24 protein-coding genes are annotated in these 25,953 nt (G+C 46.5%); 11 read left to right on the top strand and 13 right to left on the bottom strand.

Features of this window, described 5'->3' with window-relative positions; translation table 11 throughout:
* Window positions 1-330: 330 nt before the first annotated feature.
* From nirB to cobA, 4 genes are all read left to right on the top strand, one after another.
* Entirely contained in the window at window positions 331-2,889 is a 2,559-nt protein-coding gene (gene nirB, locus EDI28_RS03005; RefSeq protein ID WP_128782341.1) for a nitrite reductase large subunit NirB, read from the top strand.
* 2 nt (window positions 2,890-2,891) lie between these two features.
* Complete coding sequence (gene nirD, locus EDI28_RS03000) at window positions 2,892-3,215, top strand: nitrite reductase small subunit NirD (RefSeq protein WP_128782340.1); 324 nt, start codon at window positions 2,892-2,894, stop codon at window positions 3,213-3,215.
* Window positions 3,216-3,368: 153 nt separating this feature from the next.
* Entirely contained in the window at window positions 3,369-4,223 is an 855-nt protein-coding gene (locus EDI28_RS02995) for a formate/nitrite transporter family protein (protein WP_128782339.1), read from the top strand.
* A 61-nt stretch (window positions 4,224-4,284) separates the two neighbouring features.
* Complete coding sequence (gene cobA / locus EDI28_RS02990) at window positions 4,285-5,046, top strand: uroporphyrinogen-III C-methyltransferase (protein ID WP_128782338.1); 762 nt, start codon at window positions 4,285-4,287, stop codon at window positions 5,044-5,046.
* Between the two features lie 63 nt (window positions 5,047-5,109).
* Here cobA and EDI28_RS02985 read toward each other — a convergent pair whose 3' ends face one another.
* Together EDI28_RS02985 and EDI28_RS02980 are read right to left on the bottom strand one after the other, a co-directional pair.
* Window positions 5,110-5,592, bottom strand: a complete 483-nt coding sequence (locus tag EDI28_RS02985) for a YeeE/YedE family protein (RefSeq protein WP_128782337.1) — start codon at window positions 5,590-5,592, stop codon at window positions 5,110-5,112.
* 24 nt (window positions 5,593-5,616) lie between these two features.
* Window positions 5,617-6,036, bottom strand: a complete 420-nt coding sequence (locus EDI28_RS02980) for a YeeE/YedE family protein (protein WP_128782336.1) — start codon at window positions 6,034-6,036, stop codon at window positions 5,617-5,619.
* Between the two features lie 220 nt (window positions 6,037-6,256).
* Between EDI28_RS02980 and EDI28_RS02975 the strand changes: the two genes are divergently transcribed.
* The gene (locus EDI28_RS02975; RefSeq protein WP_128782335.1) at window positions 6,257-7,960 is read left to right on the top strand and encodes an FAD-dependent oxidoreductase; all 1,704 of its coding nucleotides are present in this window, start codon (window positions 6,257-6,259) and stop codon (window positions 7,958-7,960) included.
* Window positions 7,961-8,034: 74 nt separating this feature from the next.
* Here EDI28_RS02975 and EDI28_RS02970 read toward each other — a convergent pair whose 3' ends face one another.
* The 3 genes from EDI28_RS02970 to EDI28_RS02960 form a co-directional block, all read right to left on the bottom strand.
* Window positions 8,035-8,379 (bottom strand): hypothetical protein, encoded by a 345-nt coding sequence (locus EDI28_RS02970; protein WP_128782334.1) that lies wholly within the window; start codon window positions 8,377-8,379, stop codon window positions 8,035-8,037.
* A 146-nt stretch (window positions 8,380-8,525) separates the two neighbouring features.
* Window positions 8,526-9,518, bottom strand: coding sequence for a hypothetical protein (locus tag EDI28_RS02965; protein WP_128782333.1), 993 nt, complete (start codon window positions 9,516-9,518; stop codon window positions 8,526-8,528).
* A gap of 711 nt (window positions 9,519-10,229) precedes the next feature.
* A complete protein-coding gene (locus EDI28_RS02960) occupies window positions 10,230-10,625 on the bottom strand; it encodes a DUF805 domain-containing protein (RefSeq protein ID WP_128782332.1) in 396 nt (131 codons plus the stop codon).
* Between the two features lie 135 nt (window positions 10,626-10,760).
* On the opposite strand from EDI28_RS02960, the gene EDI28_RS02955 reads away from it, so the two are divergent.
* Window positions 10,761-11,111: a YcgJ family protein gene (locus EDI28_RS02955; protein WP_128782970.1), complete on the top strand. Its 351-nt coding sequence runs from the start codon at window positions 10,761-10,763 to the stop codon at window positions 11,109-11,111.
* A gap of 38 nt (window positions 11,112-11,149) precedes the next feature.
* On the opposite strand, the gene EDI28_RS02950 is transcribed toward EDI28_RS02955, so the two are convergent.
* Entirely contained in the window at window positions 11,150-12,052 is a 903-nt protein-coding gene (locus tag EDI28_RS02950) for a LysR family transcriptional regulator (RefSeq protein WP_128782969.1), read from the bottom strand.
* Window positions 12,053-12,207: 155 nt separating this feature from the next.
* Between EDI28_RS02950 and EDI28_RS02945 the strand changes: the two genes are divergently transcribed.
* The 4 genes from EDI28_RS02945 (at window position 12,208) to EDI28_RS02930 (ending at window position 16,892) form a co-directional block, all read left to right on the top strand.
* Window positions 12,208-13,902 carry an L-lactate permease gene (locus EDI28_RS02945; protein ID WP_128782331.1) on the top strand — a complete coding sequence of 565 codons (1,695 nt, stop codon included), beginning with the start codon at window positions 12,208-12,210 and terminating at the stop codon, window positions 13,900-13,902.
* Between the two features lie 143 nt (window positions 13,903-14,045).
* Window positions 14,046-14,798 (top strand): (Fe-S)-binding protein, encoded by a 753-nt coding sequence (locus EDI28_RS02940; protein ID WP_128782968.1) that lies wholly within the window; start codon window positions 14,046-14,048, stop codon window positions 14,796-14,798.
* Between the two features lie 2 nt (window positions 14,799-14,800).
* A complete protein-coding gene (locus tag EDI28_RS02935) occupies window positions 14,801-16,228 on the top strand; it encodes a LutB/LldF family L-lactate oxidation iron-sulfur protein (protein WP_128782330.1) in 1,428 nt (475 codons plus the stop codon).
* Window positions 16,229-16,244: 16 nt separating this feature from the next.
* Window positions 16,245-16,892 (top strand): LutC/YkgG family protein, encoded by a 648-nt coding sequence (locus EDI28_RS02930; protein WP_128782329.1) that lies wholly within the window; start codon window positions 16,245-16,247, stop codon window positions 16,890-16,892.
* Between the two features lie 77 nt (window positions 16,893-16,969).
* Here the strand turns inward: EDI28_RS02930 and EDI28_RS02925 are convergent, their stop codons facing one another.
* From EDI28_RS02925 to EDI28_RS02905, 5 genes are all read right to left on the bottom strand, one after another.
* Entirely contained in the window at window positions 16,970-18,349 is a 1,380-nt protein-coding gene (locus tag EDI28_RS02925) for a TRAP transporter large permease (RefSeq protein WP_128782328.1), read from the bottom strand.
* Entirely contained in the window at window positions 18,346-18,912 is a 567-nt protein-coding gene (locus EDI28_RS02920) for a TRAP transporter small permease subunit (protein ID WP_128782327.1), read from the bottom strand. Before EDI28_RS02920 ends, EDI28_RS02925 begins: the two co-directional genes overlap by 4 nt.
* 41 nt (window positions 18,913-18,953) lie before the next feature.
* Entirely contained in the window at window positions 18,954-20,039 is a 1,086-nt protein-coding gene (locus EDI28_RS02915; RefSeq protein ID WP_128782326.1) for a TRAP transporter substrate-binding protein, read from the bottom strand.
* 475 nt (window positions 20,040-20,514) lie between these two features.
* On the bottom strand, window positions 20,515-20,802 hold the full coding sequence (locus EDI28_RS02910) for a hypothetical protein (RefSeq protein ID WP_128782325.1): 288 nt from the start codon (window positions 20,800-20,802) through the stop codon (window positions 20,515-20,517).
* Window positions 20,803-21,135: 333 nt separating this feature from the next.
* Window positions 21,136-22,353 (bottom strand): NupC/NupG family nucleoside CNT transporter, encoded by a 1,218-nt coding sequence (locus EDI28_RS02905; protein WP_128782324.1) that lies wholly within the window; start codon window positions 22,351-22,353, stop codon window positions 21,136-21,138.
* Window positions 22,354-22,716: 363 nt separating this feature from the next.
* On the opposite strand from EDI28_RS02905, the gene EDI28_RS02900 reads away from it, so the two are divergent.
* The gene (locus EDI28_RS02900) at window positions 22,717-23,133 is read left to right on the top strand and encodes a c-type cytochrome (RefSeq protein WP_233353256.1); all 417 of its coding nucleotides are present in this window, start codon (window positions 22,717-22,719) and stop codon (window positions 23,131-23,133) included.
* Between the two features lie 56 nt (window positions 23,134-23,189).
* Here the strand turns inward: EDI28_RS02900 and EDI28_RS02895 are convergent, their stop codons facing one another.
* Both EDI28_RS02895 and EDI28_RS02890 read right to left on the bottom strand, forming a co-directional pair.
* Window positions 23,190-24,110 (bottom strand): LysR family transcriptional regulator, encoded by a 921-nt coding sequence (locus EDI28_RS02895; RefSeq protein ID WP_128782323.1) that lies wholly within the window; start codon window positions 24,108-24,110, stop codon window positions 23,190-23,192.
* Between the two features lie 140 nt (window positions 24,111-24,250).
* The gene (locus tag EDI28_RS02890; RefSeq protein WP_128782322.1) at window positions 24,251-25,879 is read right to left on the bottom strand and encodes a methyl-accepting chemotaxis protein; all 1,629 of its coding nucleotides are present in this window, start codon (window positions 25,877-25,879) and stop codon (window positions 24,251-24,253) included.
* Between the last annotated feature and the right edge of the window lie 74 nt (window positions 25,880-25,953).

The following is a 25,953-nucleotide window of genomic DNA, read 5'->3' as shown; positions in this document are numbered from 1 at the left end:
AAATATTAAGAGCTAATCCCTGCCAGATAACGGTGCTCCAAGAAGGCTCCCGTCATCAAACTGAATACCATCATAATAATCAGCCCCCCCAAGACAAACACACACAATAAACAACCCATTGCATTTGCAACCAATCAAACGATCGCATTTATTCGTAATATTCCTTCATTTAATATCACGCAAAAATCACAACTCAACCATAAGTTATTGATATACAGAGAAATACCACTTTAGAGGTATTTGATAGTGTAGTTGATTTACGTCATATTTATTCACAACCTGTCTTATTACTATTGCCGCAGATTTAACGCCTGTTGTTAAGAGGATCTTATGAGCAAAGTCAGAGTGGCGATTATCGGTAACGGTATGGTCGGCCATCGCTATATCGAAGAATTAGTCGATAAAGCAGACATGGAAAACTATGAAGTAACTGTTTTCTGTGAGGAACCAAGAATAGCCTATGACAGGGTCCACCTGTCTTCATACTTCTCCCACCATACTGCTGACGAACTTTCTTTAGTCAAAGAAGGCTTCTACGAAAAACACGGCATCAAGGTTCTTCTCGGTGAACGTGCAATCACTATCAACCGCGCTCAAAAAATCATCCACTCCAAAACAGGCCGTGAAATTCAGTATGACAAGCTCATCATGGCTACCGGCTCATATCCTTGGGTTCCACCCATTAAAGGCAATGAAGGCAAGGACTGCTTCGTATACCGTACTATAGAAGATCTAAAAACCATCGAGGCAACGGCGAAACGCAGTAAAAGCGGCGTGGTTGTCGGCGGTGGTTTACTTGGCCTTGAAGCTGCCGGCGCCCTTAAAGCCCTCGGTGTAGAAACACACGTTGTTGAATTTGCGCCTGTACTAATGGCCGAACAGCTTGACCCGCAAGGCGGTGAACAACTTCGAAAGAAAATCGAAAAGCTCGGCGTTAACGTTCACACTGGCAAAAACACCAAAGAAATCGTAGCGGAAGGCACCGATGGTCGTAACACCATGCACTTTGCAGACGGTACCTCGCTAGAAGTTGATTTCATTGTTTTTTCTACCGGTATCCGCCCGCAGGATAAGCTAGCTATGCAATGCGGCCTGGCTACTGGCCGCCGAGGCGGGATCGCCATAAATGATCATTGCATAACCTCTGATGAAGACGTTTATGCGATAGGCGAATGTGCTTCATGGAACGAGACGTTCTATGGCCTTGTTGCCCCTGGCTACAAAATGGCTCAGGTCGCTGTAAGCCACCTGATTGGCGGTGACAACACCTTTGAAGGTGCCGACATGAGCGCCAAGCTCAAACTACTGGGCGTCAAAGTAGGCAGCATTGGTGATGCCAACGGTCGCACGCCTAACTGCAAGAGCTATGTCTATCTCGACGAAAACGAAGAAGTATATAAGCGCATTATCGTCTCTGAGGACGGTAAAAAACTACTGGGTGCAGTGTTAGTTGGCGATACATCTGACTATGGCGATCTACTTCAGCTGATGCTGAACGAAATCGACCTGCCTGAACACCCTGATACTCTGATCCTTCCGGCCCATGCTGGCGCTGAAAAACCGGCTCTCGGCCCAGATGCTTTACCTGAAAGTGCTGTGATTTGTTCTTGCTTCGACGTCACCAAAGGCAAGATTGCACAGGCTGTCGCTGATGGTCACCATACACTGGCAGACATCAAAGCCGTCACCGGTGCAGGTACTGGCTGTGGTGGATGTATTCCTCTGGTCACGTCTGTACTCAATGCAGAACTGGCAAAAACAGGTATCGAAGTGAAAAACGATGTCTGCGAACACTTTGCCTACTCTCGTCAGGAGCTGTTCCATCTCATCCGTATCGAAGAGATCAAAACATTCGATGAGCTGCTTGAAAAATACGGAAAAGGCTACGGTTGTGAAGTCTGTAAGCCTTTAGTTGGCTCGATTCTCGCCTCTTGCTGGGGAGAGCACATCCTCAAGCCACAGTTGGTCAAACTGCACGATACCAACGATAACTTCCTAGGCAACATCCAGAAAGACGGTACCTACTCGGTCATTCCACGTATGGCCGGTGGTGAAGTGACACCACAAGCACTGGCAAAACTGGCCAATGTAGCTGCGGAATACAACCTGTACACCAAGGTAACAGGTGCCCAGCGTATCGGCTTGTTCGGCGCCCAGAAAGATGACCTGCCTGAGATCTGGCGCAAGCTCATCAATGCTGGCTTTGAAACTGGCCAAGCCTACGCTAAAGCCCTGCGCATGGCCAAAACCTGTGTCGGCTCGACCTGGTGTCGTTACGGCGTGCAAGACTCTGTGGGGCTGGGTTCATATATCGAAAACCGTTACAAAGGCATCCGTACGCCGCACAAAATGAAATTCGGCGTATCGGGCTGTACCCGTGAATGTGCGGAAGCTCAGGGGAAAGACCTTGGCATTATCGCCACCGATGCAGGCTGGAACATGTATGTATGTGGTAACGGCGGTATGAAACCTCGCCACGCTGATCTTCTGGCCACCGATCTGGATCAGGAGACGCTAATCAAATACATCGACCGTTTCATGATGTTCTACATCCGCACTGCTGCACCACTTCAGCGCACATCAGTATGGATGGATAACTTGGAAGGCGGTGTGGACTACCTGCGTGAAGTTATTGTCGAGGACAAACTTGGCATCAATGCTCAGCTGGAAGCCGATGTTGCACGTCTGGTTGATGAATTCCGCTGTGAATGGAAAGACACGATTGAAGACGAATCCCAACTGACCCGCTTCGCTCACTTCATCAACTCAGATATGCGTGATGATAACGTTGTGTTTATTCAGGAGCGTGACCAGCATCGTCCGGCAACGTTCACCGAGAAGCATCCTGAGGCTAAAGGCGACATCCTGCACGTGGAACTGGAGAACTAATCATGGCTTTTGAACAAGTTTGCAATATCACCGACATCGCCCCGGGTACTGGCGTTTGTGCACTTATCCAAGGTCAGCAAGTAGCGATTTTCCGCCCAAGCGAAGCAGAGCAAGTCTTTGCCATCAGCAACATGGACCCATTTGCCCGCTCTAACGTGTTATCACGCGGCCTAATTTGTGAGCACCAAGGTGAGCTTTGGGTAGCCAGTCCGCTAAAAAAGCAGCGCTTCAATCTGGTCACTGGCGTATGCATGGAGGATGAGCGTTTCAATATCAAAGCGTTCAAAACTCGTGTTACTGACAGCAAGGTAGAAATTGCTGCCTAAGGTGTGACCCTTAAAGTGGCATACGCCGAGATTTAATAGCTAAAAGGCTTCTTGCTCCGAACTAATTTTTACGGAGAGAAGGTGAGGTACAGGGAGCCTTTGTCTATTCAATCTTAACTTTTAATTTATAAACTTTGTGTAATAAGGATTATTATGTCTTACAACAAACCTGCTGAATTCGTTCAGACGATGATCGACACTGGTGAAGCAAAAGTGCGAACATCTACACGTGACCTGATCTTACGCGGCACGATGGCAGGTATTATTCTTTCTCTAGCCGTTGTTGTTGCGATTACAGCTATTGTACAAACAGGTGTTGGCATTGTCGGTGCTTTAGTCTTCCCTGTTGGTTTCTGTATTCTAAGCCTGATGGGTTACGACCTGCTTACCGGTGTTTTCGGGCTGGCGCCGCTGGCTAAATTTGAAAGCCGCAAAGGCATAACTTGGAGCAGTATCCTGCGCTGTTGGGGTTATGTTGGTCTAGGCAACCTTCTCGGCTCTCTACTTGTTGCTTTCCTTATTGCTCTCACATTCACAATGAACTTCAGTGTAGAAGCAGGTGCAGTAGGCCAAAAATTCATTGGCGCGGCAACAGCACGTACTGTGGGTTACGCGGAACATGGTATGAATGGTTGGATCACAGTGTTCGTTAAAGGCATTCTTTGTAACTTGATGGTTTGTCTGGGTGTTATTGGTAACATGACAGCGCGTTCTGTAGCAGGCAAAATTGCAGCGATGTGGCTACCAATCTTTATCTTCTTCGCACTAGTGTTTGAGCACGCAGTCGTCAACATGTTCCTATTCCCATTAGGAATGATGTTAGGTGCTGATTTCAGTATCGCGACTTGGTTGAATTGGAACCTTATCCCAACAGTTCTGGGGAACTTAGTTGGTGGTCTTCTATTTACGTGTGTTCCTCTGTACCTGACTCACACAAAAACGGCTCCTGCAATTGACGTTGAAAACGATGCTGAAATTTATGCTGAACCAGCACTAAGCACTAAATAACCATCTTGTCTGGCCTCTGTGCAAAAAGCTCGGGGCCAAATTTGAACAAATAGGCGTTGCTATGACCACCAATCACACATCATTAAACCGCGGCTTTGTTTCTCTTGTTGGTGCAGGTCCGGGGGATCCCGATCTGCTTACAGTCAAAGGCCACCGCGTAATACAACAAGCTGATGTCGTGGTCTATGACAGGTTGGTATCGCCAGAAATTCTGGCATTGGCAAGCCCTGAGACAGAAATGATTTATGTTGGTAAACAGCTCGACTTCCACTGTGTACCGCAAGATCAGATTAATCAGATTCTGGTCGATAAAGCGCAGGTCGGAAAACATGTCGTTAGGCTAAAAGGCGGTGACTCGTTTATTTTCGGGCGTGGTGGTGAAGAGCTGGAAGAGCTGGCCAATTATGGCATCAAATATGAGGTTGTACCGGGTATTACAGCTGCCGCAGGAGCCACTGCCTATGCAGGGATCCCGCTCACTCACCGTGATCATGCACAAAGTGTTCAATTTATTACCGGCCATGTGCAAAAAGATGGCCGGGAAATTAAGTGGCCCTCATTGGCACAGTCAAACAATACACTGGTGTTCTATATGGGGTTAAAGCAAAGTGGTTACATTAGCGACAAGCTCATCACACACGGTTTAGCCGCAGACACCCCTTGTGCCATTATCGAAAACGGCACTCGCAAGGAGCAACGGGTACTCACAAGTAGTTTGGCTAACCTACCAGTAGTAGCAAAAAGCGCCCAAAGCCCTGCTTTGATTGTTATCGGCAGCGTGACGACATTGAGCGAATCATTGCAGTGGTTCAATCAAGAGTAATCGAGTTAGTTTGTTAATTTAAGGGGCACTTAATTGTGCCCTTTCACTGGCTTCTATACCGTCTTAGCTTCGTGCGGTGACTCCAACCTTTTCTGGCTTAGTCTTTCCGTACTTATTGACCGCTAAATTAGCAATCACCATACCCAACAGCATTGCAGCGATAAACACCAGCATCGACGGATTCAGCCCTGATATTGATGTGACAGCAGGCCCCGGACATATCCCCGCAATCCCCCAGCCTAAACCGAACAATACAGCTCCACCCACCAGCTTCTTATCAATCATATGATTATTGGACAACCTGAAGCGTTCGCTACACACAGGAGCAGTACGTTTTTTTATCACCAATAAATAGATGGGCATAAATACTGCCAGTGCCCCGCCCATCACAAACATCAAACTCGGATCCCATGCGCCGGTAATATCTAAAAAACCAAGAACCCGGTTCGGGTCGACCATACCCGAAATCATCATCCCCAAACCAAACAAGGTTCCGGACACGAGTGCTATTAACTGTGAGGTAACTACCTGTGACAAGTTTTTCATTATCAATCTCCGAGTAAAGGTGAATTAGAGCAAATGCAAACGGACAAACACGGTTGCAACAGCCACGGCCATAAATACGCATGTGGCAACAATCGAGCGTCCTGACAAACGCCCCATTCCACAAATGCCGTGTCCGCTGGTACACCCGTTACCGATTTTCGTCCCTATCCCGACCAATAGCCCTGCGATTCCCACCCAAAAGAAAGAAGAGACAGGTAGTGACTGGGGTAATTCAAAACCCAACTTGGGAGCCAACAGTGCGCTAAAAACCATGCCGATAACAAACAAGACTCGCCATAACACTTCACCATTTTCTGGCTTCAGCAGGCCTGAAACAATACCGCTGATCCCGGCAATTCTACCGTTTAACAACAACAACAGGCTTGCGGACAGACCTAACAGCACCCCTCCGAACAAAGCATCCCACGGAATTTCAAACTCCATCACACTCTCCTCCTGTTTCGCTTTATACAATTAAAAAGCGCTCTTTAAATTAGAGATTACTAAAGTATGATTTTTAGTCAAGAGTAAATTAGATAAAATTAAATTAGACTTTGCTAATTAATGGTTTTATAGTGATATCTATTGCTAAAGCACAAGGCAAATTGTCACTTTTCCAGCCCAGCGCTATTTCCAGCATTATCAATTCTTACAGGAGAGTGTAATGACCAAAATCCTCATCGTCGGTGGCGTGGCTGGCGGCGCGTCAGCAGCTGCACGCGCTCGTCGTCTCAGCGAAGATGCACAGATCATCATGTTTGAACGAGGCAACTTTGTGTCGTTTGCAAACTGCGGCTTGCCTTACCACATAGGCGGCGACATCAAAGATCGAAGCAAACTGCTGCTTCAGACTCCAGAAAGTTTCCTAGCCCGCTTTAATGTTGATGTTCGGGTAATGAACGAGGTAGTTGGCATTAATCGTTCTGAAAAAACGGTAACTGTCCGCAATACCCTTGATAACAGTGAGTATGTTGAAGCTTACGACTTTCTACTATTAAGCCCCGGTGCCGCACCTATCGTTCCGCCAATTCCAGGTATTGATAACCCGCTTACCCACTCCCTACGTAACATTCCAGACATGGATAAGATCCTTAAAACGATCGAAATGAATAAGCCTGAACACGCAACGGTCGTTGGTGGCGGATTTATTGGCCTGGAAATGATGGAAGCATTTCACCAGTTAGGCATCAAAACATCGCTAATTGAAATGGCCGATCAGGTAATGACGCCAGTTGATAGAGAAATGGCAGGATTTGCGCATCAAGAAATCCGCGATAAAGGCATTGATCTTCGCTTAGGTGTCGCTCTTGAATCTGTCGAATACATCCCTAGCGATTCTGTCGCCAACGAGGATGCAGGTGAGAGCGCCGAACATCAGCACCTATGTGGTGAGCTTACGCTTAACCTGAATAATGGCGAGTCATTCAACACCGACATCTTAATCATGGCCATCGGCGTACGCCCTGAAACCACATTAGCTTCTGAAGCGGGATTAAAGATTGGTGAACTAGGCGGTATCTATACCAACGAATCAATGCAAACCAGCGATCCCTCGATTTACGCGGTGGGTGATGCCATAGAAGAAGCCGATTTCGTGACCGGCAACCCAACTCTGGTTCCGCTTGCAGGTCCGGCAAACCGCCAAGGGCGTATGGCGGCCGACAACATGCTTGGTCGCAACGAAACCTATCAGGGCACACAAGGAACCGCAATTTGTAAGATCTTCGATCTGGCCGTTGCCTCAACCGGTAAAAATGAAAAGACACTCAAGCGTGAAGGCATCCGCTTTGAGAAGGTTTACGTTCATACCGCAAGCCACGCAAGCTACTACCCTGGAGCTGAGATCGTATCGTTCAAAATGCTGTTCGATCCAGAAACAGGCAAGATCCTTGGTGCGCAGGCTGTTGGTAAAGATGGCGTAGATAAACGCATCGATGTCATGGCCGTTGCCCAACGTGCAGGCATGACCGTAGAGCAACTTCAGCACCTTGAGCTGACTTACGCGCCTCCGTATGGCAGTGCGAAAGATGTGATCAACCAAGCTGCATTTGTCGCAAACAACATCATCAAGGGTGACGCAACGCCAATCCACTTTGATGAGATTGATGAATTATCTGATAACCAATTACTGTTAGATGTACGCAACCCAGCTGAACTTGAGAATGTTGGTTACATCAAAGGCTCAATAAACATTCCGGTCGACAGTCTGCGTCATCGCATGCATGAGCTGCCTAAAGACAAAGAAATCATTGTGATTTGCCAAGTTGGGTTACGCGGTAACGTCGCCTATCGCCAGCTCGTCAACAACGGTTATAAGGCACGTAACTTAATTGGCGGGTATCGAACCTATAAGTTTTCGAAAGCATAAACATAGAAAATATTTTCAATAGACACCATTGCTGTGCTCCAGTCGTACAGCAATGGTGGCGAGTTCATTACCACTTAGTGCAAAAACGTATCCTTTTCACTGGCACTGAACGCAGTTAAATCACCTGCAGGGTTTATAAGGTGAGGCAGGATTTTCGGTAAGGCCAGTTCAATATCTTCATCTTCTACCTGATTGATTGTCGCGTTATACCATCCCAGCAAGCCAAGTACGGCATAACCGATTGCATCATCGCTATCACGGTGTTCAAGGATAGTCTGCAAGAAGCGTAAAATCGTTTTATCGTTGGATTTCGTCTGTTTAAGAGCCTCGTTGTAGATAACCGATGCCTCGTCCACTAGCCCTTCAAATTCAGTTTCAACCGCGACCTTGAAGGAGCCACCATCAACAGAAATTTTCATATCAATATCACCAGAATAAATCGTGGAACGATAGTAACTAAAAAGTGGAAAATTGTCGTTCTAAGTACTAGTAATTGTTTGATAAAAGCCTAAAGCAAATTGCTTTAGGCTTTTTTAAACACAGTTCCACCAATAAATGCTAGCGATTAGCGCCAGTAGCCAGAGTGAGAACCATAACCTTTATGTTTGTCTGAGCTATCATCCTCATCTTTCTCATAATCGTCCGATGAATCGCTGTCATCCGATGAGTCATAATGACGGTGACTATGATGCTTCCAGTTGTAATCTCTTCCGTAACGTTCTTTGTACCAGTCATACCAATACGGACGCTTGAACTCTATCTTTTCCAAGTTAAGGACAAATAGGCAATCAAAGAAAATAGGTTCTCCAACTCCCCCACCGAAATCAGTTAAGTTCACCATTCCCGACAACCTAACGGTACCTTGGTACCAGGCGAAGTCACCTGACGTTTTGATCACCGCGTTCTCGTCACTGGATGCACCTGTAATGTGTGTTATTTTCTCACCATCCGGTGTCACTATCGGCTCGTTTGCTTGTTGGACCGTTGTGTTACCACGGGTCACAATTTGGCCATTGGGGAAATTAAAGAAAGTAGTCCCAACAAGTTGAAGCCCCCCGTTTGGACCGTTATCAATGTTGGACAAACAATCTGTTGCCGTACCCACAAGCTCACCCGTCGCGATTTCTTTCAAATCGACATCAAAACAAAATGCAGGATCTGGCTGCTCGTCTCCATCAATGTCGGGAACATCCATTTCGTACATTTCACCCTTACCTACCAAATTCAGGGCTAAGCGCTGTTTACTGTCTGCGTCATCTTCATCACCAGAATGCTCTTTCTGCTTGTAGTCAGAATGTTCATCCTTGGTGTCATACTCTGTATTATCATCGCCTGCATCGTCTTCATCTTTATAGGAATCATCAGAAGAGTCTTCAACAGATCCATCATAAGAGTTGTATTCATCACCACTATCATTATCAGTATCGGTGTTCGTATAGCTGTCACTTTCATATGACGAGTAGTCATATGAGTCATATTCATCATCTGATGCGACGGCAAAACCAGAAAAACCAATACATACCGTCAGCACTGACAATGCTACCTTATTCATTTTCATCACGATTCTCCACGAACCTCTAGTGATATCTTTGATATTTATATGGCCAACTAAAATAACAAAGCGACGCCATTTAACTCCTTGCCATTAATCTACTTTTTCAGAAAAAACCACTCCTCCTCCAAACACAATAATATGGAAGTAAATAGGTTAGCTTTGTTCAGACTAATTGTAGATGTAATTGAACCATCTGATGATGTTCTATATTAGGGGCGATTTTTTACAACGCACTGAATAAACTAGTCATTTGCTCAGATAGAATAAAAATAGATGCTAACTATCTATTCTCAGTTCTCATTATTAAGAATGACTAGATATAAACAACTGAATTACAAGCAATAATTAAAACCTGATAAATCCGAGCCTTCCCCCTACATCACTTAATTACGTTCAGTGCTACAACATATACTTTTTTGATTGGATAATAGAACCACCCCAGTGAAGAATAATACCAAATATGAGTACAAAAAAGACTAAAAGCTTATATAAGTGAACTAGAAATAAAAGTTAAGCATTATCACGGCATAAGCCGACTGCGCTTTTATATTCCTGGTCAGAAAGCATCTGCTTCTTGACGCTGGAATCTGCCAATTAAAAGCACTAGTGACTATCTATAGTAATGGGACACTAACAGCAAAACTCTGCACTCCAGACAAGTCTCCCTTGGGGATCTATGAAAGCCAATCGACTGTTGATGCCACAACAAAGTGCTCATACCTTAAACTGCCCAACGGAATCAGAGTCAATATCCTTAGGGTTTAATCCGTATTCATTGCTGCCGGGATGGCTGTCCTGAGCAAAGAAATAAATCAGTACCAACGCACCGATCAGCGGGATCAAACCAAGCAACATCCACCAGCCATTGCGCCCTGTATCATGCAGACGTCGTACTCCTACTGCAATGCTTGGAATAAGGATAGCCAAAGAATAAAACGTACCCAGAACGCCGGCTCCCTCACCCGCACCTGGATTCCCCATCGCATTATCGATAAAGGCAAGAGCAATACTGATAATGATGTTGATGAGGAAGAAGTACCAATATTCTTGCCTGCGTGCCCTTCCCCTAAACACGGCATAATTTTTCAGGACATGGAAATACCAATTCATGATTCAACCTTCATATAAATAATTACTGAAAGTATATCCACTGCTTTCAATTCTGTTTTCTCTGATATTGAACAAACCCCTTATGACGTAGTCCTAAACTTAGAGAGGACAGATATAAGGAGCTAACTTGTGACCATGAAATTACTCGCTACTGCAACACTGATTTGTTGTACATATTCTGCTGAAGCTAATACCAAGCTTGACGAGCATATATTCTCCCCTGATCAAGGCGTCATTTGCGATCACAAAGCGGGATTCTGCGTCGACAGTTACGGTATCTCTATGGCCTTCACCAAAGAGTTTCTCGGACAGGCAGCACAAGACAAGATGATGAAAATGATCAATGACGTGGGCACGAAGAATTTCGATACCAGTCGGTATTCATTAAGCAATAAGGTCTATTGCGACTCCGCCCAGAAAGCCTGTTTTACCGATCGGTACCAAAAGCAGCCACAAGAGAATTACAGCCAAATCCTGTTCAATTAGTCATGATTTGCGAAAATCACTGGCGACTAGATACATCTTTAAAAGAACTGGCTCATCGACAAGTAACGATTACGGATGTGATCTATCAGCAAGCGGATCTTCTGCGATGGCTGGCGGGTATACGGGTAGACAGCATAGATCCCAAGCTTCTTTCCTACCTTGTCAGGAAAGAGATCAAGCAACTTACCGTCAATCAAATCGTGGTAAACCAGACAACGGGGAACATAGGCAATGCCATACCCACCTAATGCAGCTTTACGGAGTGCCGTGGCGTTATCGGTCGAAAAATTACCTTTAACATGCAAAATGTAATTCCCCTGCTCACCGAGAAACTGCCACTCCGCTGCACCTGTCGTCTGATAGGCATATTGAAGACAATTATGGTCAACCAAATCCTCTGGCTCCATCGGCCTGCCCAGCCGGGCAACATAAGCCGGGGCTGCACATATAACCCATTGGGAATCGAGTATATGCCTCGCAATCAAGCTTGAGTCTTCCAGATAACCAGTACGGATCACCAAGTCATAACCATCTTCGACCAAGTCAACAAAACGATTATTCAGCGACATATCAACCGTCATACCGGGATGAAGCGTACAGAATTCGGCCACGGCATCAGCCAACAAGAGGTCTCCGGAGATAGTCGGCACTGACATTTTGACATGCCCACTGACTTTTTCACCGTAACCACTGACCGCGTCAACGGCTTCTAATGCTGCCTGCTTCACATTTTTAGCACCGAGGTAAAGTACTTTCCCCGCTTCACTAACGGTTAACTTTCTGGTTGTCCGGTACAAAAGCTGCACGCCAAGATCGTCTTCTAACCTTGCGATACGCTTGCTAACCACTGAGTTTGTAAGGGAATTTAATTCAGCGACTTTGCTGAATGACCCACATTCCACCACTTGGGCAAAGAGGATCAAGTCATCGGTTTTAGCCATCATTTATCAACTTTTGGAATTAATCTTTTTCATTATTTCCCTATATCAAAAAAAAATAAAGGGTTATTGTCACACGACATTAACAAACACCCTACAATCCATAACAAGACCTGAGAAGGTCTGAAACGAAACAGCTGTACGAAGGATGTACTACCATGAATGATACCCTACTTGCGTTACTCGCTTTTTCACCCATAGTGGTCGCTGCAGTTTTGCTGGTCGGCCTTAACTGGCCAGCTAAACGAGCTATGCCTGTGGCCTTTCTGCTCACTGTCGGCATTGCCCTTTACTTCTGGGATATGTCTGCCAACCGAGTTTTCGCTTCAACCCTACAAGGACTTGCTATTACCGTTGCGGTACTCTGGATTGTCTTTGGTGCCATTTTCTTGCTTAACACCCTTAAGCACACTGGCGCTATAGCCACAATCAGGAGTGGCTTTACCGATATTTCAACCGACAGGCGTGTACAGGCAATCATCATCGCCTGGTGCTTCGGTTCATTTATTGAAGGCGCCTCTGGTTTCGGTACACCTGCTGCTATCGCCGCCCCTCTTTTAGTTGCTATCGGTTTCCCGGCACTTGCTGCAGTTGTTATGGGTATGATGATCCAATCTACTCCGGTTTCTTTCGGTGCCGTCGGTACCCCAATCATTGTCGGTGTGAACAAAGGTCTTGATACGCACAATATCACCGAGAGCTTAGTTGCAAACGGTTCAACCTGGGATGTTTACCTTCAGCAAATTACCACCAATGTTGCTCTTATCCATGCCACTGTCGGTACATTAATCCCAGTGTTCATGGCAATGATGCTGACCCGTTTCTTTGGTAAAAATAAGAGCTGGAAAGAAGGTCTAGAAATTCTGCCATTCGCCATCTTTGCCGGTCTAGCGTTTACTATTCCTTATGCACTGACTGGCGTGTTCCTCGGTCCTGAATTCCCGTCTCTAATCGGTGGTCTGGTTGGTCTGGCTATCGTAGTAACTGCTGCCAAGAAAGAGTTTTTGGTACCGAAAAACCATTGGGACTTCGAGAGCGAAGATAAGTGGCCTTCCGAATGGTTGGGCTCATTGAAAATGGATCTGACTGCCAGTGAGAAAAAGCCGATGAACATGGCTCTTGCTTGGGCACCATATGTTCTATTAGCCGTCGTACTTGTTGCTAGCCGTGTAAATGCAGACTTCAAGAACTTCCTGAAAAGTGTCAGCCTGTCCTTTGGTGACATCCTCGGTGAAGCTGGCGTTAGCGCTGCAATTCAACCCCTATATCTACCAGGTGGGATCTTGGTATTTGTTGCCCTATTAGCTGTACTACTTCAATCTCGCCAAGTTTCACCGCTAGTGAAAGCCTTTGGAGAATCAAGCAAAACGTTAATCGGTGCAGGTTTCGTATTGGTATTCACCATTCCAATGGTACGCATCTTCATCAACTCAGGCGTCAATGCTTCTGACCTTGCAAGTATGCCGGTAACAACAGCAAATTTTGCATCAGGTCTGGTTGGTGAATTCTTCCCGGCGCTAAGTGCAACTATCGGTGCTCTGGGTGCGTTCATCGCAGGCTCGAATACGGTATCAAACATGATGTTTAGCCAGTTCCAGTTTGAAGTAGCACAAACGCTAACCATTTCGAGCGCAGCCGTTGTAGCATTGCAGGCAGTCGGCGCTGCGGCAGGTAACATGATTGCAATTCATAACGTGGTCGCCGCTTCGGCAACCGTAGGCCTACTGGGTCGCGAGGGTGCCACCCTACGTAAAACAATCATCCCGACATTCTACTACCTCATCGCTACCGGACTGATTGGCCTTGCCATCGTCTATGGCTTCCACATTACCGACGCGTTGATGACGAAGTAACTCACTTGCTAATTAGTACACGGATAAGTCACTAACGACCAGCAATACAGCTATTTCATTCGGCGCAGTGAGAAAGAGACGCTTCCCAGGGCAATCTCTCGCTGGACCGGATGGAATAGCTAACTGCTTTCAAGGAGTTCATGATGCGAATCTACCCTGCCAAGCCGGAGAAAGTTTATTTCTACGCAACCTGCCTGGTCGACATGTTCGACCCAGAAGCCGGTCTTGATGCCATTACGCTGTTGGAACAGCAGGGAATCGAGGTTATTTTTAAAAAGAAACAAACCTGCTGCGGCCAGCCAGCCTATAGTTCAGGCTATGATAGCGAAGCCAAGCAAGTCGCCCTCAGCCAGATGGAGCTATTTGAGGAGCAATGGCCGGTCATCGTTCTTTCCGGTTCCTGTGGCGGAATGATGCACCACCACTATCACCGCCTATTCAAGGGAGATGAAAAACAGCAGCAAGTCGATAGCTTCTGTGACCGCGTTTTCGAACTGACCGAGTTTCTGGTGAATGTCTGCCGTATCAAACTCAATGACCACGGAGAGTCAACCTCTGTCGTCATGCATACCTCCTGCGCAGCTCGTCGCGAAATGAATGTCCATGTTACGGCAACTCAACTGCTCAATCAGCTTAAAAATGTAAAACTGCGAGAGCAAGACTACGAAAGCGAGTGCTGCGGCTTTGGCGGCACCTTTGCCGTTCGTCACCCCAACATCAGCCAAGCTATGGTTGAAGACAAAACCCTCCACCTTTCAAATACCCAAGCCGAAGAACTGGTCAGTGCCGACTGGGGTTGCCTTCTGAATATAAACGGGGCGCTTGAATACCAAGGCAAGCCAATGCGCGGCCGTCACCTCGCCAGCTTCCTGCTGGAAAGAACAGGAGGGAAATAATCATGAAACAGGAAAACGCGCAAGGACCCGAATTCTTCCATCCCCAAGCCAAAACGGCATTGGCCGATCAACAGCTGCGACAAAACTTCCGCGGGGCGATGGATTACCTGCGAGACAAACGTAAGACTGCATTTGCCAATAGCAATGAAGAAGAAAATATTCGCGATCTGTCCGAAGCTATCCGTCAACGTTGCCTAAGCAAGTTACCTGATTTGCTCGAACAGCTCGAAACAAACTGCAAGCGCAATGGGATCCAGGTGCACTGGGCCGAAGATGCCGGTGAAGCCAACCGCATTATTGCCGACATTGCCCAATCCCATAACGCCAGCACCATCGTCAAAGGGAAATCCATGGTCAGCGAAGAGGTCGAGCTGAACCACGAAATGGAAAAACTGGGTATCGAATGCCTTGAGAGTGATATGGGTGAGTATATTGTCCAGCTAGATGGTGATAAGCCCTCTCACATCATCATGCCGGCTATTCACAAGAACAAGCAGGAGGTGAGCGATACCTTCGAGCACAACCTTGATGATTTCACTCCGACCGTAGACGTCGATGAATTAATTCAGACCGGTCGCAGCAGACTACGTCAAAAATTTCATGATGCCGATATTGGCCTGTCCGGCGTCAACTTCGCTGTCGCCGAAACGGGGACACTATGCCTGGTTGAAAATGAAGGCAACGGCAGGATGTGTACCACAGTACCCAAGGTACATATTGCGATTACCGGTATCGAAAAAGTCGTCGAGTTTCTGTCTGATGTACCACCTCTTTACAGCGCACTGACTCGGTCGGCAACGGGCCAGGCGATCACAACCTACTTCAATATGATAAGTTCACCACGCCGTGAAGGTGAACTGGACGGTCCGGAAGAAGTTCACCTTGTTCTGCTCGATAACGGCCGCTCGCAAGCTTACCGCGACGAAGAGATGCGCAAAACGCTACAATGTATTCGCTGCGGCGCATGTATGAACCATTGTCCCGTCTATACCCGGATTGGTGGCCATGCCTACGGAACAGTTTATCCGGGGCCTATCGGCAAGATCATTTCCCCACACATGATGGGACTGGAGAAAACCAAGGAGCTCGTCACTGCATCCAGCCTATGTGGCGCTTGCAGCGAGGTTTGCCCGGTACGTATACCTATTCCCGAACTACTTCAACGACTGCGCCATGAAGCCAAAAACCCGCCCAATAAAGGTACCGAAGCCATTGACGGCCAGCAAGCGGCTGCCAACAAGGCAGAGAAACTGGCCATGCAGGGCTTCGCCTATGCCGCTACCCATCCAACGCTTTATCACACCGGAACGCTTGTAGCGACAAAACTCAAAGCACTGATGCCAAGCAACCTCGGGGCCTGGACCCAATGCAGAACCGCCCCTAAACCGGCGGATAAAACCTTGCATCAGTTGCTTAAGTCGCGCAAGTAAAAAGAGGGAGAGAACAATGAGCACAACACGTAATTCAATTTTATCTCGCCTTCGAGGAGCTGAAGCAAGCCCGAAAGGGTCTGATGAGTATATCTATCAACCTTGGACAACAGCGTCAAAAGGCGAGCTCCAACAACGGTTTATCGAAGGCATAACGGCCAGCCATGCCGACGTCATCAAAACAAATACCGAGCAACTAGGCGAAGTATTACAGCAACTGATCGCAGACAAGCAGCTCAATCGCATTGCGGTTGGTACTGACGGTGAGTTTCAGCCAGCCATAAAGCAGGCGACGGAACATGTCGAGCCCGTGGCCTTTGATCGTGATATCAGCGAATGGAAAACCGAGCTATTCGATCAAATCGATGTCGGTATCACCCACTGTCTGGCAGGTATTGCCGATACCGGTACTCTGGTACTCTGGCCTAATAGCAACGAACCGCGTACTTTGTCACTGGTACCGCCAACACATATTGCTCTAATCAAGCGCTCCACTCTGGTCAGCAACTTTGTCGAACTCATGATAAAACAAGCCTGGCATATCGGCATGCCGACCAACGCTATCTTAGTGTCGGGACCATCAAAAACCGCAGACATACAGCAGACACTGGCCTACGGTGCCCACGGGCCAAAAGAACTGGTTGTGATACTGATTGAAGATTAGGGTAAAGCTATAGTTGCAGACGAAATAGCGCTCACCTCAATTACAATCATCAACTTTGGTCATCGTAATTGAGGGAGTTAACCGTATACCGACTCTGGCAGCCAGGTAGCCAAAGACGGCCAGTATGCCAACATTCCAATCACAAACAATTGAATCACTATAAAGGGAATAACACCGCGGTATATTTGCTGGGTTGAAATGGTATCCGGGGCAACGCCACGTAAGTAAAATAGCGAAAAGCCAAATGGCGGCGTCAGAAACGACGTCTGTAGATTCAGTGCAATCATGATCCCCAACCAGATCGGGTTCAGATCCATACTGAGCAATATCGGTGCGACAATCGGGATCACAACGAAAGTGATCTCAATAAAATCGAGAAAGAAGCCCAATAAGAACATGACGATCATTACCAGCAGTACAGCACCAAATACCCCACCCGGCAAATCAGTCAAAAAATCCCGAACCAGATCATCGCCACCGAATCCGCGGAACACAAGCGAAAACACCGAAGCGCCAATCAAAATCATGAAGACCATGGCAGTCACTTCAGTTGTGCTGTGCATGACATCACGTAAAATTTGAATGGTGAAGGTTTTCTTTATCCAGGCAAGAATAATCGCTCCGACAGAACCAACAGATGCCGCTTCGGTCGGGGTCGCGATTCCCCCGAGAATTGAACCTAACACGAGTACGATCAGTAAAATAGGTGGAAACAACACGGTTAATACCTGCATCCACAGCTCTTTTCTGACCTTGCGCTCTTCTTCGGGAATTGGCGGCACTTTTTCTGGGGCGACAGCCGCTATTATGATCAAATAAACACAGTACAAACCGACCAATATAAATCCTGGGATCAAGGCACCAAGGAACAGATCACCGACGGTAATGCTTTCCGGAGCGAAGATCCCCTGATCGAGCTGTGCCTGCTGATAAGATGACGAGATCACATCACCAAGCAAAACAAGTACAATCGACGGAGGAATGATCTGCCCTAGAGTACCTGATGCACAGATCGTCCCCGTCGCGACCTCCGCAGAATACCCCCGCCGCATCATCGTCGGCAGGGAGAGCAATCCCATCGTCACTACTGTCGCCCCAACGATCCCGGTGCTGGCCGCCAACAACATCCCGACCAGAGTCACAGAAAGTCCGAGCCCTCCCGCCAAACCACCGAACACCTGCCCCATGGTATCAAGCAACTCTTCAGCAATTTTAGACTTCTCGAGCATCACGCCCATAAAGATAAACAGCGGTATTGCAATCAACAGCTCATTGGACAATATACCCTGAATCCTATTGGGTATTGCTTCAAGAAAGACAGGATCAAATGTCTCGGTAAAATAACCTATGGCAGCAAAGATAAGAGCCGAACCCGCCAGAGAAAAGGCGACGGGGTAACCGGCTAGCAAAACAATAAAAACCACAATAAACAGGAGTAATGGCAGTAGTTCAATCATAATCCGTGCTCCTCGACATGTTCATCTAAAGCAGCAACAGCCGACTCATGACCACTGAGTACCAATACACATTTCAAAGTTTCTGCGCCCCCTTGCAAGAGCATTAAGGCAGGCATTAGCAATATTGATGTTTTGAACAAATAACGGGCATCGATTCCCCCGGCCTCCTGGGAGCCTTCCAGCATCTGCCACGAAAAAGCCACATACTCCCACGAGATGTAGAATATAAAACAGCAGGTAGGAAGCATTAGGATAAAGAATCCTAGCAAATCAACCCAAGCTTGCTTCCGGACGGATGCCGGGCGATAAAAGATATCAACCCTGACATGTGCTCCTTTGAGCAGGGTATAGGCAGCTCCCAGCATAATCACGTAATTATGAAAGTAGGTAATTGACTCTTGCATGAAAACAGAGCCGATATTGAAGATATAACGCATCACGACCACGACAAATGTAATTAGCACGATGGCCAGTACAAACCATGACACGATCCGCCCGGTTATATCGGTAAAACGATTAATGCCCCGAATAAGGCCTATCAAAAAAGGAGAAGGTGTATCCATACAACGCTCACCTAGTTATTGAATTTCCAAGCCTGTCTTTGTTATTCTGGATTTCTTGAATTCAGGTAAGATTGTTCCGAAATCTTATGCCAATCAACAGCTTGCTCTCGGAAAGTTGTATATGACGCATAGACTTTCTTGCTCATTGGATCTTTTTGAGCTTCCTCTTTAACTACCTGTTCAGAAAGACTCTTAAGCTGTTCAAGTACCTCGGTAGGATACGGGCGCAAATCAACCTTGTGCTCCTTAACCAAGCGCTCCAAAGCCGCATTATTTCGAGCCGTATATTCTGCCAGCATGTTCGCATTGGCAACACGAGTGGCATTCAACACGATAGACTGTAGATCCTTAGGCAGCTTATTGAAGGCTTTTTTGTTGATTAATGCCTCCAACGTTGTTCCTGGCTCGTGCCAGCCCGGATAATAGTAGTATTTTGCCGCCTTGTGCAGGCCAAATGCCATATCGTTATACGGGCCGACCCACTCTGTCGCATCTATTGCGCCAGACTGTAGCGCTGGGAAAATCTCACCACCGGGTAGCAATACTGGAGTCCCTCCAGCACGCTTGAGCACTTCGCCCCCCAAGCCGGGGATTCGCATCTTCAGCCCTTTTAAATCACCTAATGAATTAATTTCTTTATTAAACCACCCGCCCATCTGAACACCAGTATTACCACCTGGCATAGGTATGATGCCAAATGGTGCATAGGCTTCTTGCCACAGTGCCAGTCCACCACCACTGTATATCCAGCTATTCATCTCCTGTGCTGTCAGACCAAAGGGGACGGCAGCAAAGAACTGCCCTGCAGGTACTTTCCCTTTCCAGTAATACCCTGCACCATGGCCCATCTCTGCGGTACCTCTCGATACGGCATCGAATACTTCCAACGCCCCAACCAGTTCTTTGGCACCATAGACTTTCACCTGAATACGACCATTACTCATATCACCAATCAGCTTTGCAAGATCATTGGCACCGGTACCTAGGCCCGGAAAATTTTTAGGCCAAGTTGTTACCATCTTCCATTTGTATTCGGCTTTGGCTGCATTGGCAAAAAAGGGGGGTAAAAGCGCACTGACAATCGTGACTGATATGACCAGCGTCTTGACGACATCCTTGAGATACATCTTCCTCTCCTTGCATGATTATCACTCTATAGTTGTAACGAGTTTGTTAATCAGCTTTTACTATAGATTCATTTCAAGGTGGGCTTCATAAATTATTGATAAGTTTGAGCCCGCTCATAAAACAACCAAGGGGATTAGCGTTATTACGAAGAGCCCAAATACACTCAGAATGACTAAGACAAAAGTTCTATTGCGCATGGTTATAGCTAAAACTAATCTACTAGATGCGGGAGTAAGAAGAAGTATACAAAATACAAGGAAGGACACCTGTTATGTCGACTAAATTACCCGGAACCAACATTCATTCCATTCATTTTTCTGGAACGTGTAAACATTGTGGCAATGCGACCTTATTACACACTATTGAACTCAACATCCATTCATGTGCTTTTTGCCATCAGTCAGAACCTGACATCGCCACTACTTTTAGTCATCAAAAATCGAGTCATGAAAATGTGCTCATTTCAAAAGCAAGTTAATAAAGCTTAATACGAACCACTTTCATCACTTCAATGTCAAAACCAGCAACAACCTCAACTGTTGGGTAATATGTCATATTCACCTTCGCCCCTTTCAGGCTCTTGTATTTTTTCTTGCGCTTAAACTTAAACGGCGCATCACAACCTTCAATCATCAAAGTATGCAGTACCCACTCTTCCTCTCCGTCGCCATCTTCGCGCTGAGTGTGGGATACGACTTTCACCCCCTCAGAATGGACAAGGTTATCATGGCTGTGCAGTAACTTATCAACGGGCGACTTCATGGTTTGTCTCGATAATGTGTGATACAGAAATGCTAAATGAATTTACAGATGCAAGCAACTATACTCGCTATCAACGATTATCTGATAATAGTTTTTAAGACAGCACCTTATATAGTTCAAAAGGTTAAATGAAATACGACTAACACCCATTCAGTATCAATATTAAGACAAAGTCGCCATAGTCATCCCACTACTATTAACTTGTCCTTAGGTCTTAAATACAGTTTCAGAGTAATTCTGCTCAGGTGGTTTTTCTTTGAATACTTGTTTCAATGTCGCAAACAAAAACAGAGAGCTAATGCTCTCTGTTTTTGTGCGTTCTTGGTAAATTCGTTAGAACGATAAGAAAATACCGGCTAACGTTGCACTCATTAAGTTTGATAATGTTGCTGCGAAAATTGCCTTCAAACCAAGGCGGGCAATATCAGGACGACGACTTGGCACCACCCCTCCTAGCCCACCCATCATCATGGCAATAGACGTTAGGTTAGCAAAACCACACAGTGCAAAAGTAACAATCGCTTGCGAATGTTCACTCAGCTGGTCTTTCACGGCCATCAAATCAGCAAATGCTACAAATTCGTTAACCGCAATCTTTTTACCAATCAGGCTCGCAGCCACTGTTGCTTCTGACCAAGGAACACCGATTAACCAGGCAACAGGAGCAAATAGATAACCAAACAGCAATTCCAAGCTCAGATTCTCGATGCCGACCCAGCTACCAACATGAGCAAGGCCACCATTGAGCAATGCAATCAAGCTGATGATAGCAAGCAAGCTTGCACCGACAGCCATCGCAATTTGTAGACCACTAAGTGCCCCCTGCGACGCTGCATCAATAATATTAACAGGTGCAGTTTCATCTTCCTCATCGACTTGCGGCTCATCGCTCAACGTTTCGGTTTGTGGAACCAGAATTTTTGCCATCATCAGGCCAGCAGGTGCAGACATGAAGCTTGCTGCAATCAGATAACTGATATCAACGCCAAGACCGGCATAACCCACCAGCGTACCACCCGCGACGGATGCAAGGCCGCCCACCATAACAGCAAACAGTTCAGAACGGCTCATTTTGGCAAGGTAAGGACGTACAACAAGTGGTGCTTCAACGGAACCAACAAATATATTGGCTGTTGCTGACATCGATTCGGTACGGCTAGTACCCAGCAGGCGCTGGAGTCCACCGCCCAGACAGCGGATCACCCATCCCATAATGCCAAGATAATAAAATACAGAGATGAGGGCGGAAAAGAAAACAATCGTTGGCAACACATTTACGGCAAAAATAAAGCCAATTTTGAACTTAGCCAAATCACCAAAAAGGAACTCAGAGCCAATCCGACCATAGCCAATAACACCAGAGACGGCAGTAGACACCGTATTCAGTACTTCACGTCCAACAGGGACATACAAAATGAAGCCTGCGAATAAGATTTGAATAGCAAACGCACCGCCTACAGCGCGCCAGCTTATCGCTCGGCGATTTTCTGAAAATAGTATAGCAACCGCAAATAGCGAAAAAATGCCTAAGATGCTGACCAAATGGCCCATGGTCATTCTCCAATGTTAGTCTTTTAGTAAACGATTGCGGCGGCATTGTAGGGACTTTAAAAACTGTGACAAGGATCAAATTGTTACACCTATTTACACTTAAGAAACACTATTTGAGAAAGTTGCTGCCTTTCTCATCAAAGCAAACGAAATCGGCAGATTAGTTCCCTCTGCGGATACAGTTATTACTATGCGTGACAATGATAGCTAAATAACCATGAACTTTATGCAACTTTCCTCCCCATAGTTTTTCATTCATCTTCTACACTTGTCACTACGGTACTCATTCTCGAGTTGTCATCAGCAGGTTGGCACAGTGTTTATACGGAGTGATCTTCCATGAACAGCCATAAGATACTAACAATGTTAATTATCGTGTTTGGACTCGTCGGTTGTGAACAAGCATCTACAGGCTTTAGCCTACCCGTAGGCGATCCGACACAGGGCAAAGACGTATTTCTGAGTATGCAATGCCTAAGTTGTCACGAAATGGAGGGGTTCGAGCGACCAGATGGGACAGAAGACAAGCTGTCGGTCACGCTCGGGGGAAAGGTTCAAAGTCTTAAGACCTATGCCGAGCTTGTGACTTCAGTCATAAACCCGTCGCATCAGCTCGCTAAAGGCTATGCGCTGTCAGAAATCCAAGCCTCGGGAAAATCTGTTATGCCTGTTTATAACAACATTATGACAGTAGAACAGCTCATCGATCTCATTACCTTTCTCGAATCGCAATATGAACTGGAGCCCTATACTCGGACTGAGTACATAATATACCGCTAAACAGATCGATTCTGACATCGCCACTGTATGTTCAAATCGTTCATACATTGGCGCTATCAAAACAAGTCGCGATCCCAGACTGCAGGCTTTCCGATATGATCCCGCACAAAATCGATAAATACCTTTACCTTGGCTGGCAAAAATTTATGACGGGGATAAATGGCGTACAGAGGCATCTGCTGACTAAGCTGCCAATCTGGTATTAGCCGGATCAGCCGCCCTTCCCTGAATTCATTTTTAAGCAGATACGTAGCCAGGTAACCAATCCCGTTCCCGGCCAGCGTCGCATCCCGAATAGCATCAGCAGAGTCGACTCGATAGTTACCTCTGACTTTCACTTGCAAGTCGCCTTGTTCGTTACTAAAGCGCCACGAGGTATCTTTGCGCTCACGGCTGTAATAGGTAATGCAATTGTGCTGCTTCAAATCTTCCGGATGGTAAGGTACACCATGTTTGGCCAGATAATCAGGGCTAGCCGCCAATACAAACTGGCAGTCGGCCAAATGCCTTGCGACAAACCCTTCCGGCGGCGACGCCATGATCCCAATCCATAAATCCAACTGTTCAGTAATCAGATCGACCCGATGATCAAACAGGCTCATTTCCAGATCCAGCTGCGGATATTGCTCGTGAAACTCTGAAATATAGGGGCCAATATGGTTAAGGGCAAAAGACTGGGCAATACCGACACGTAGAGCACCGTGCAAGGTGTCTGCATCAAGCACCAGCTCGCTCTCGGCTTCATTGATCTCGTTAACAATATTGGCACAATGAACGGCAAACTGACGGCCAGCTTCAGTAAGAGCAAATGAGCGTGTTGTTCGTTGGACTAGCTGTACCCCCAGCCGCTGCTCAAGCTGTTGCACCAGCTTACTCACCTGAGTTCTGGATATATCAAGTATCTGCGCTGCACGGGTAAAACTTTGCTGTTTTGTCAGGGCATTGAAAACAACCATTTGCTGGGCTTTTTTTAGCATGTACACCTTCAAGTTCTGGGCTCGTGCAAACGCGCAACAATTAACTACGCGAGAAAACAAAAAGACCTGTCAATGACAGGTCTTTTGGATAGAGTGTGCCCCATAAGTTATGTGGCACATTCTAGATATTGTAAGCCAGGTTACATTTTAAAGAAAGAAAGCTGCTGCTTTTGCTTCTCTGCTAGCTGAGAGAGCTCATTACTTGCAGCGGCGCTCTGGCTAATACCTGCGACATTTTGGTTGATGATTTCCGACATATTGGTGACATTACGATTAATATCTTGTGTCACCTGCGACTGCTGCTCGGCAGCGGTCGCTACTTGGGTGTTCATGTCGCTGATTTGTACGACAGATTCAGTAATACCAACCAGAGCCTGATTGGCTCGGGTGGTCAGCTCCTGGTTACGCTCAAGCATCTCGAGGCTCAGCTGCATACTGTCATTGGCGTTATTAGATTGCGATTGCAGCTCTTCGATAATCGTCTGGATTTCCTGAGTCGAAGCTTGAGTACGTGCTGCAAGCATACGTACCTCATCGGCAACCACGGCAAAACCACGTCCAGATTCTCCAGCACGCGCTGCTTCAATTGCGGCATTCAGTGCCAGCAGGTTTGTCTGCTCAGAAATACCCTGGATCACTTCAATCACTTTGCTGATTTGCTCTGATTGCTCTTGAAGACGTGTCACTACACCCGCAGCATCAGACAAGGTCTGTGTCATCTGGCCACTAGCAGCATTACTTTGCTCAAAGATATCCAATCCTTCTCGCGCAAGCTCATCTGTCTGTTTTGCCGTCGAGTCGGCCGCCGTCGCATTGTCACTCACATTATCAGCCGTGCTCGACAGTTCATTGACCGCTGAGGCAACCTGATCAATTTCATTCAATTCTGATTGCGCATTCGCTTCAGATTGAGTCATGACGGCTGCAAGTTCAGTCGATGCCGAGGCCACATCTTCACTAATACGTACCAGTGCATCCACAGTTTTGTGAAGCTGCTCGACGGTCGTATTCACATCACCGCTTAGCTGGGCAATCTCGTTAGTTCCGTCTTGTTCAGCATGCACACGCAGGTTACCACCTGCCACTTCACGCATTACCGACTGCAGTTTCACTATTGGATTCACAATCAGGCCCGACAACCACCAGGCAACAGCAAAAACAATAACGAAAACTAATAGAATTGCCATTGAAGCCGTAGACATCAACATTCTATTATTCTCGGCACTCTTCATCATAGTCTGCGTCGAGAACGCATTCACGCTTTCCGATAACTGGTTGATCGATCCAACCATTGCATTACCGACCTGACGATATTGCGCAATAAATGCGTCAAATTCTGAATCACTCACTTCACCACGATCGTGGCGAGTAAGAACATCAACGGCACGGGTCGAGTAATTAATGTAATCATTGATCGCACTATGGACGCTTTGAGACTCAACTTTAAACTCAGGTACCCGCTCAAGTAGCTGCAATTCACCAGTAACATCCCTTGCTGTCGTTTTTAGCTCGTCAAGAAACGAGCTACGGCGTTTTGCATCATAAATTGCATAAACTGCACTTATACGAATGGGATAAATACGATCATCAATATTGGCAATGGTATCTTTATAGTCAACAAGATTTTCCGTGTTAGTTGAAACGATCTGTTGTTCAGTTTCGAGCTTCGTTTTTGTTGTCAGCAAAGATACCAGCAAAACAACTGCCATCAGCATAACAGGCAATAAAACCTGATATCGAATTGATAAATTTTTCAATGAAAATTGCATTACAGCCTCAAAGAGATAGAAAGAGAGATATGCATCCATGCACAAAATAATGGCGGCATTATTACCTTAAAAAC

Source organism: Photobacterium chitinilyticum (assembly GCF_004104355.1).
GTDB classification, from domain to species: domain Bacteria; phylum Pseudomonadota; class Gammaproteobacteria; order Enterobacterales; family Vibrionaceae; genus Photobacterium; species Photobacterium chitinilyticum.
This window is presented reverse-complemented; position numbering and strand designations above follow the sequence as displayed.

Coding starts and splice junctions, on each gene's coding strand:
- nirB (WP_128782341.1), top strand. CDS start 331: ATGAGCAAAGTCAGAGTGGCGATTATCGGTAACGGTATGGTCGGCCAT.
- nirD (WP_128782340.1), top strand. CDS start 2,892: ATGGCTTTTGAACAAGTTTGCAATATCACCGACATCGCCCCGGGTACT.
- EDI28_RS02995 (WP_128782339.1), top strand. CDS start 3,369: ATGTCTTACAACAAACCTGCTGAATTCGTTCAGACGATGATCGACACT.
- cobA (WP_128782338.1), top strand. CDS start 4,285: ATGACCACCAATCACACATCATTAAACCGCGGCTTTGTTTCTCTTGTT.
- EDI28_RS02985 (WP_128782337.1), bottom strand. CDS start 5,592: ATGAAAAACTTGTCACAGGTAGTTACCTCACAGTTAATAGCACTCGTG.
- EDI28_RS02980 (WP_128782336.1), bottom strand. CDS start 6,036: ATGGAGTTTGAAATTCCGTGGGATGCTTTGTTCGGAGGGGTGCTGTTA.
- EDI28_RS02975 (WP_128782335.1), top strand. CDS start 6,257: ATGACCAAAATCCTCATCGTCGGTGGCGTGGCTGGCGGCGCGTCAGCA.
- EDI28_RS02970 (WP_128782334.1), bottom strand. CDS start 8,379: ATGAAAATTTCTGTTGATGGTGGCTCCTTCAAGGTCGCGGTTGAAACT.
- EDI28_RS02965 (WP_128782333.1), bottom strand. CDS start 9,518: ATGAAAATGAATAAGGTAGCATTGTCAGTGCTGACGGTATGTATTGGT.
- EDI28_RS02960 (WP_128782332.1), bottom strand. CDS start 10,625: ATGAATTGGTATTTCCATGTCCTGAAAAATTATGCCGTGTTTAGGGGA.
- EDI28_RS02955 (WP_128782970.1), top strand. CDS start 10,761: ATGAAATTACTCGCTACTGCAACACTGATTTGTTGTACATATTCTGCT.
- EDI28_RS02950 (WP_128782969.1), bottom strand. CDS start 12,052: ATGGCTAAAACCGATGACTTGATCCTCTTTGCCCAAGTGGTGGAATGT.
- EDI28_RS02945 (WP_128782331.1), top strand. CDS start 12,208: ATGAATGATACCCTACTTGCGTTACTCGCTTTTTCACCCATAGTGGTC.
- EDI28_RS02940 (WP_128782968.1), top strand. CDS start 14,046: ATGCGAATCTACCCTGCCAAGCCGGAGAAAGTTTATTTCTACGCAACC.
- EDI28_RS02935 (WP_128782330.1), top strand. CDS start 14,801: ATGAAACAGGAAAACGCGCAAGGACCCGAATTCTTCCATCCCCAAGCC.
- EDI28_RS02930 (WP_128782329.1), top strand. CDS start 16,245: ATGAGCACAACACGTAATTCAATTTTATCTCGCCTTCGAGGAGCTGAA.
- EDI28_RS02925 (WP_128782328.1), bottom strand. CDS start 18,349: ATGATTGAACTACTGCCATTACTCCTGTTTATTGTGGTTTTTATTGTT.
- EDI28_RS02920 (WP_128782327.1), bottom strand. CDS start 18,912: ATGGATACACCTTCTCCTTTTTTGATAGGCCTTATTCGGGGCATTAAT.
- EDI28_RS02915 (WP_128782326.1), bottom strand. CDS start 20,039: ATGTATCTCAAGGATGTCGTCAAGACGCTGGTCATATCAGTCACGATT.
- EDI28_RS02910 (WP_128782325.1), bottom strand. CDS start 20,802: ATGAAGTCGCCCGTTGATAAGTTACTGCACAGCCATGATAACCTTGTC.
- EDI28_RS02905 (WP_128782324.1), bottom strand. CDS start 22,353: ATGGGCCATTTGGTCAGCATCTTAGGCATTTTTTCGCTATTTGCGGTT.
- EDI28_RS02900 (WP_233353256.1), top strand. CDS start 22,717: ATGTTAATTATCGTGTTTGGACTCGTCGGTTGTGAACAAGCATCTACA.
- EDI28_RS02895 (WP_128782323.1), bottom strand. CDS start 24,110: ATGCTAAAAAAAGCCCAGCAAATGGTTGTTTTCAATGCCCTGACAAAA.
- EDI28_RS02890 (WP_128782322.1), bottom strand. CDS start 25,879: ATGCAATTTTCATTGAAAAATTTATCAATTCGATATCAGGTTTTATTG.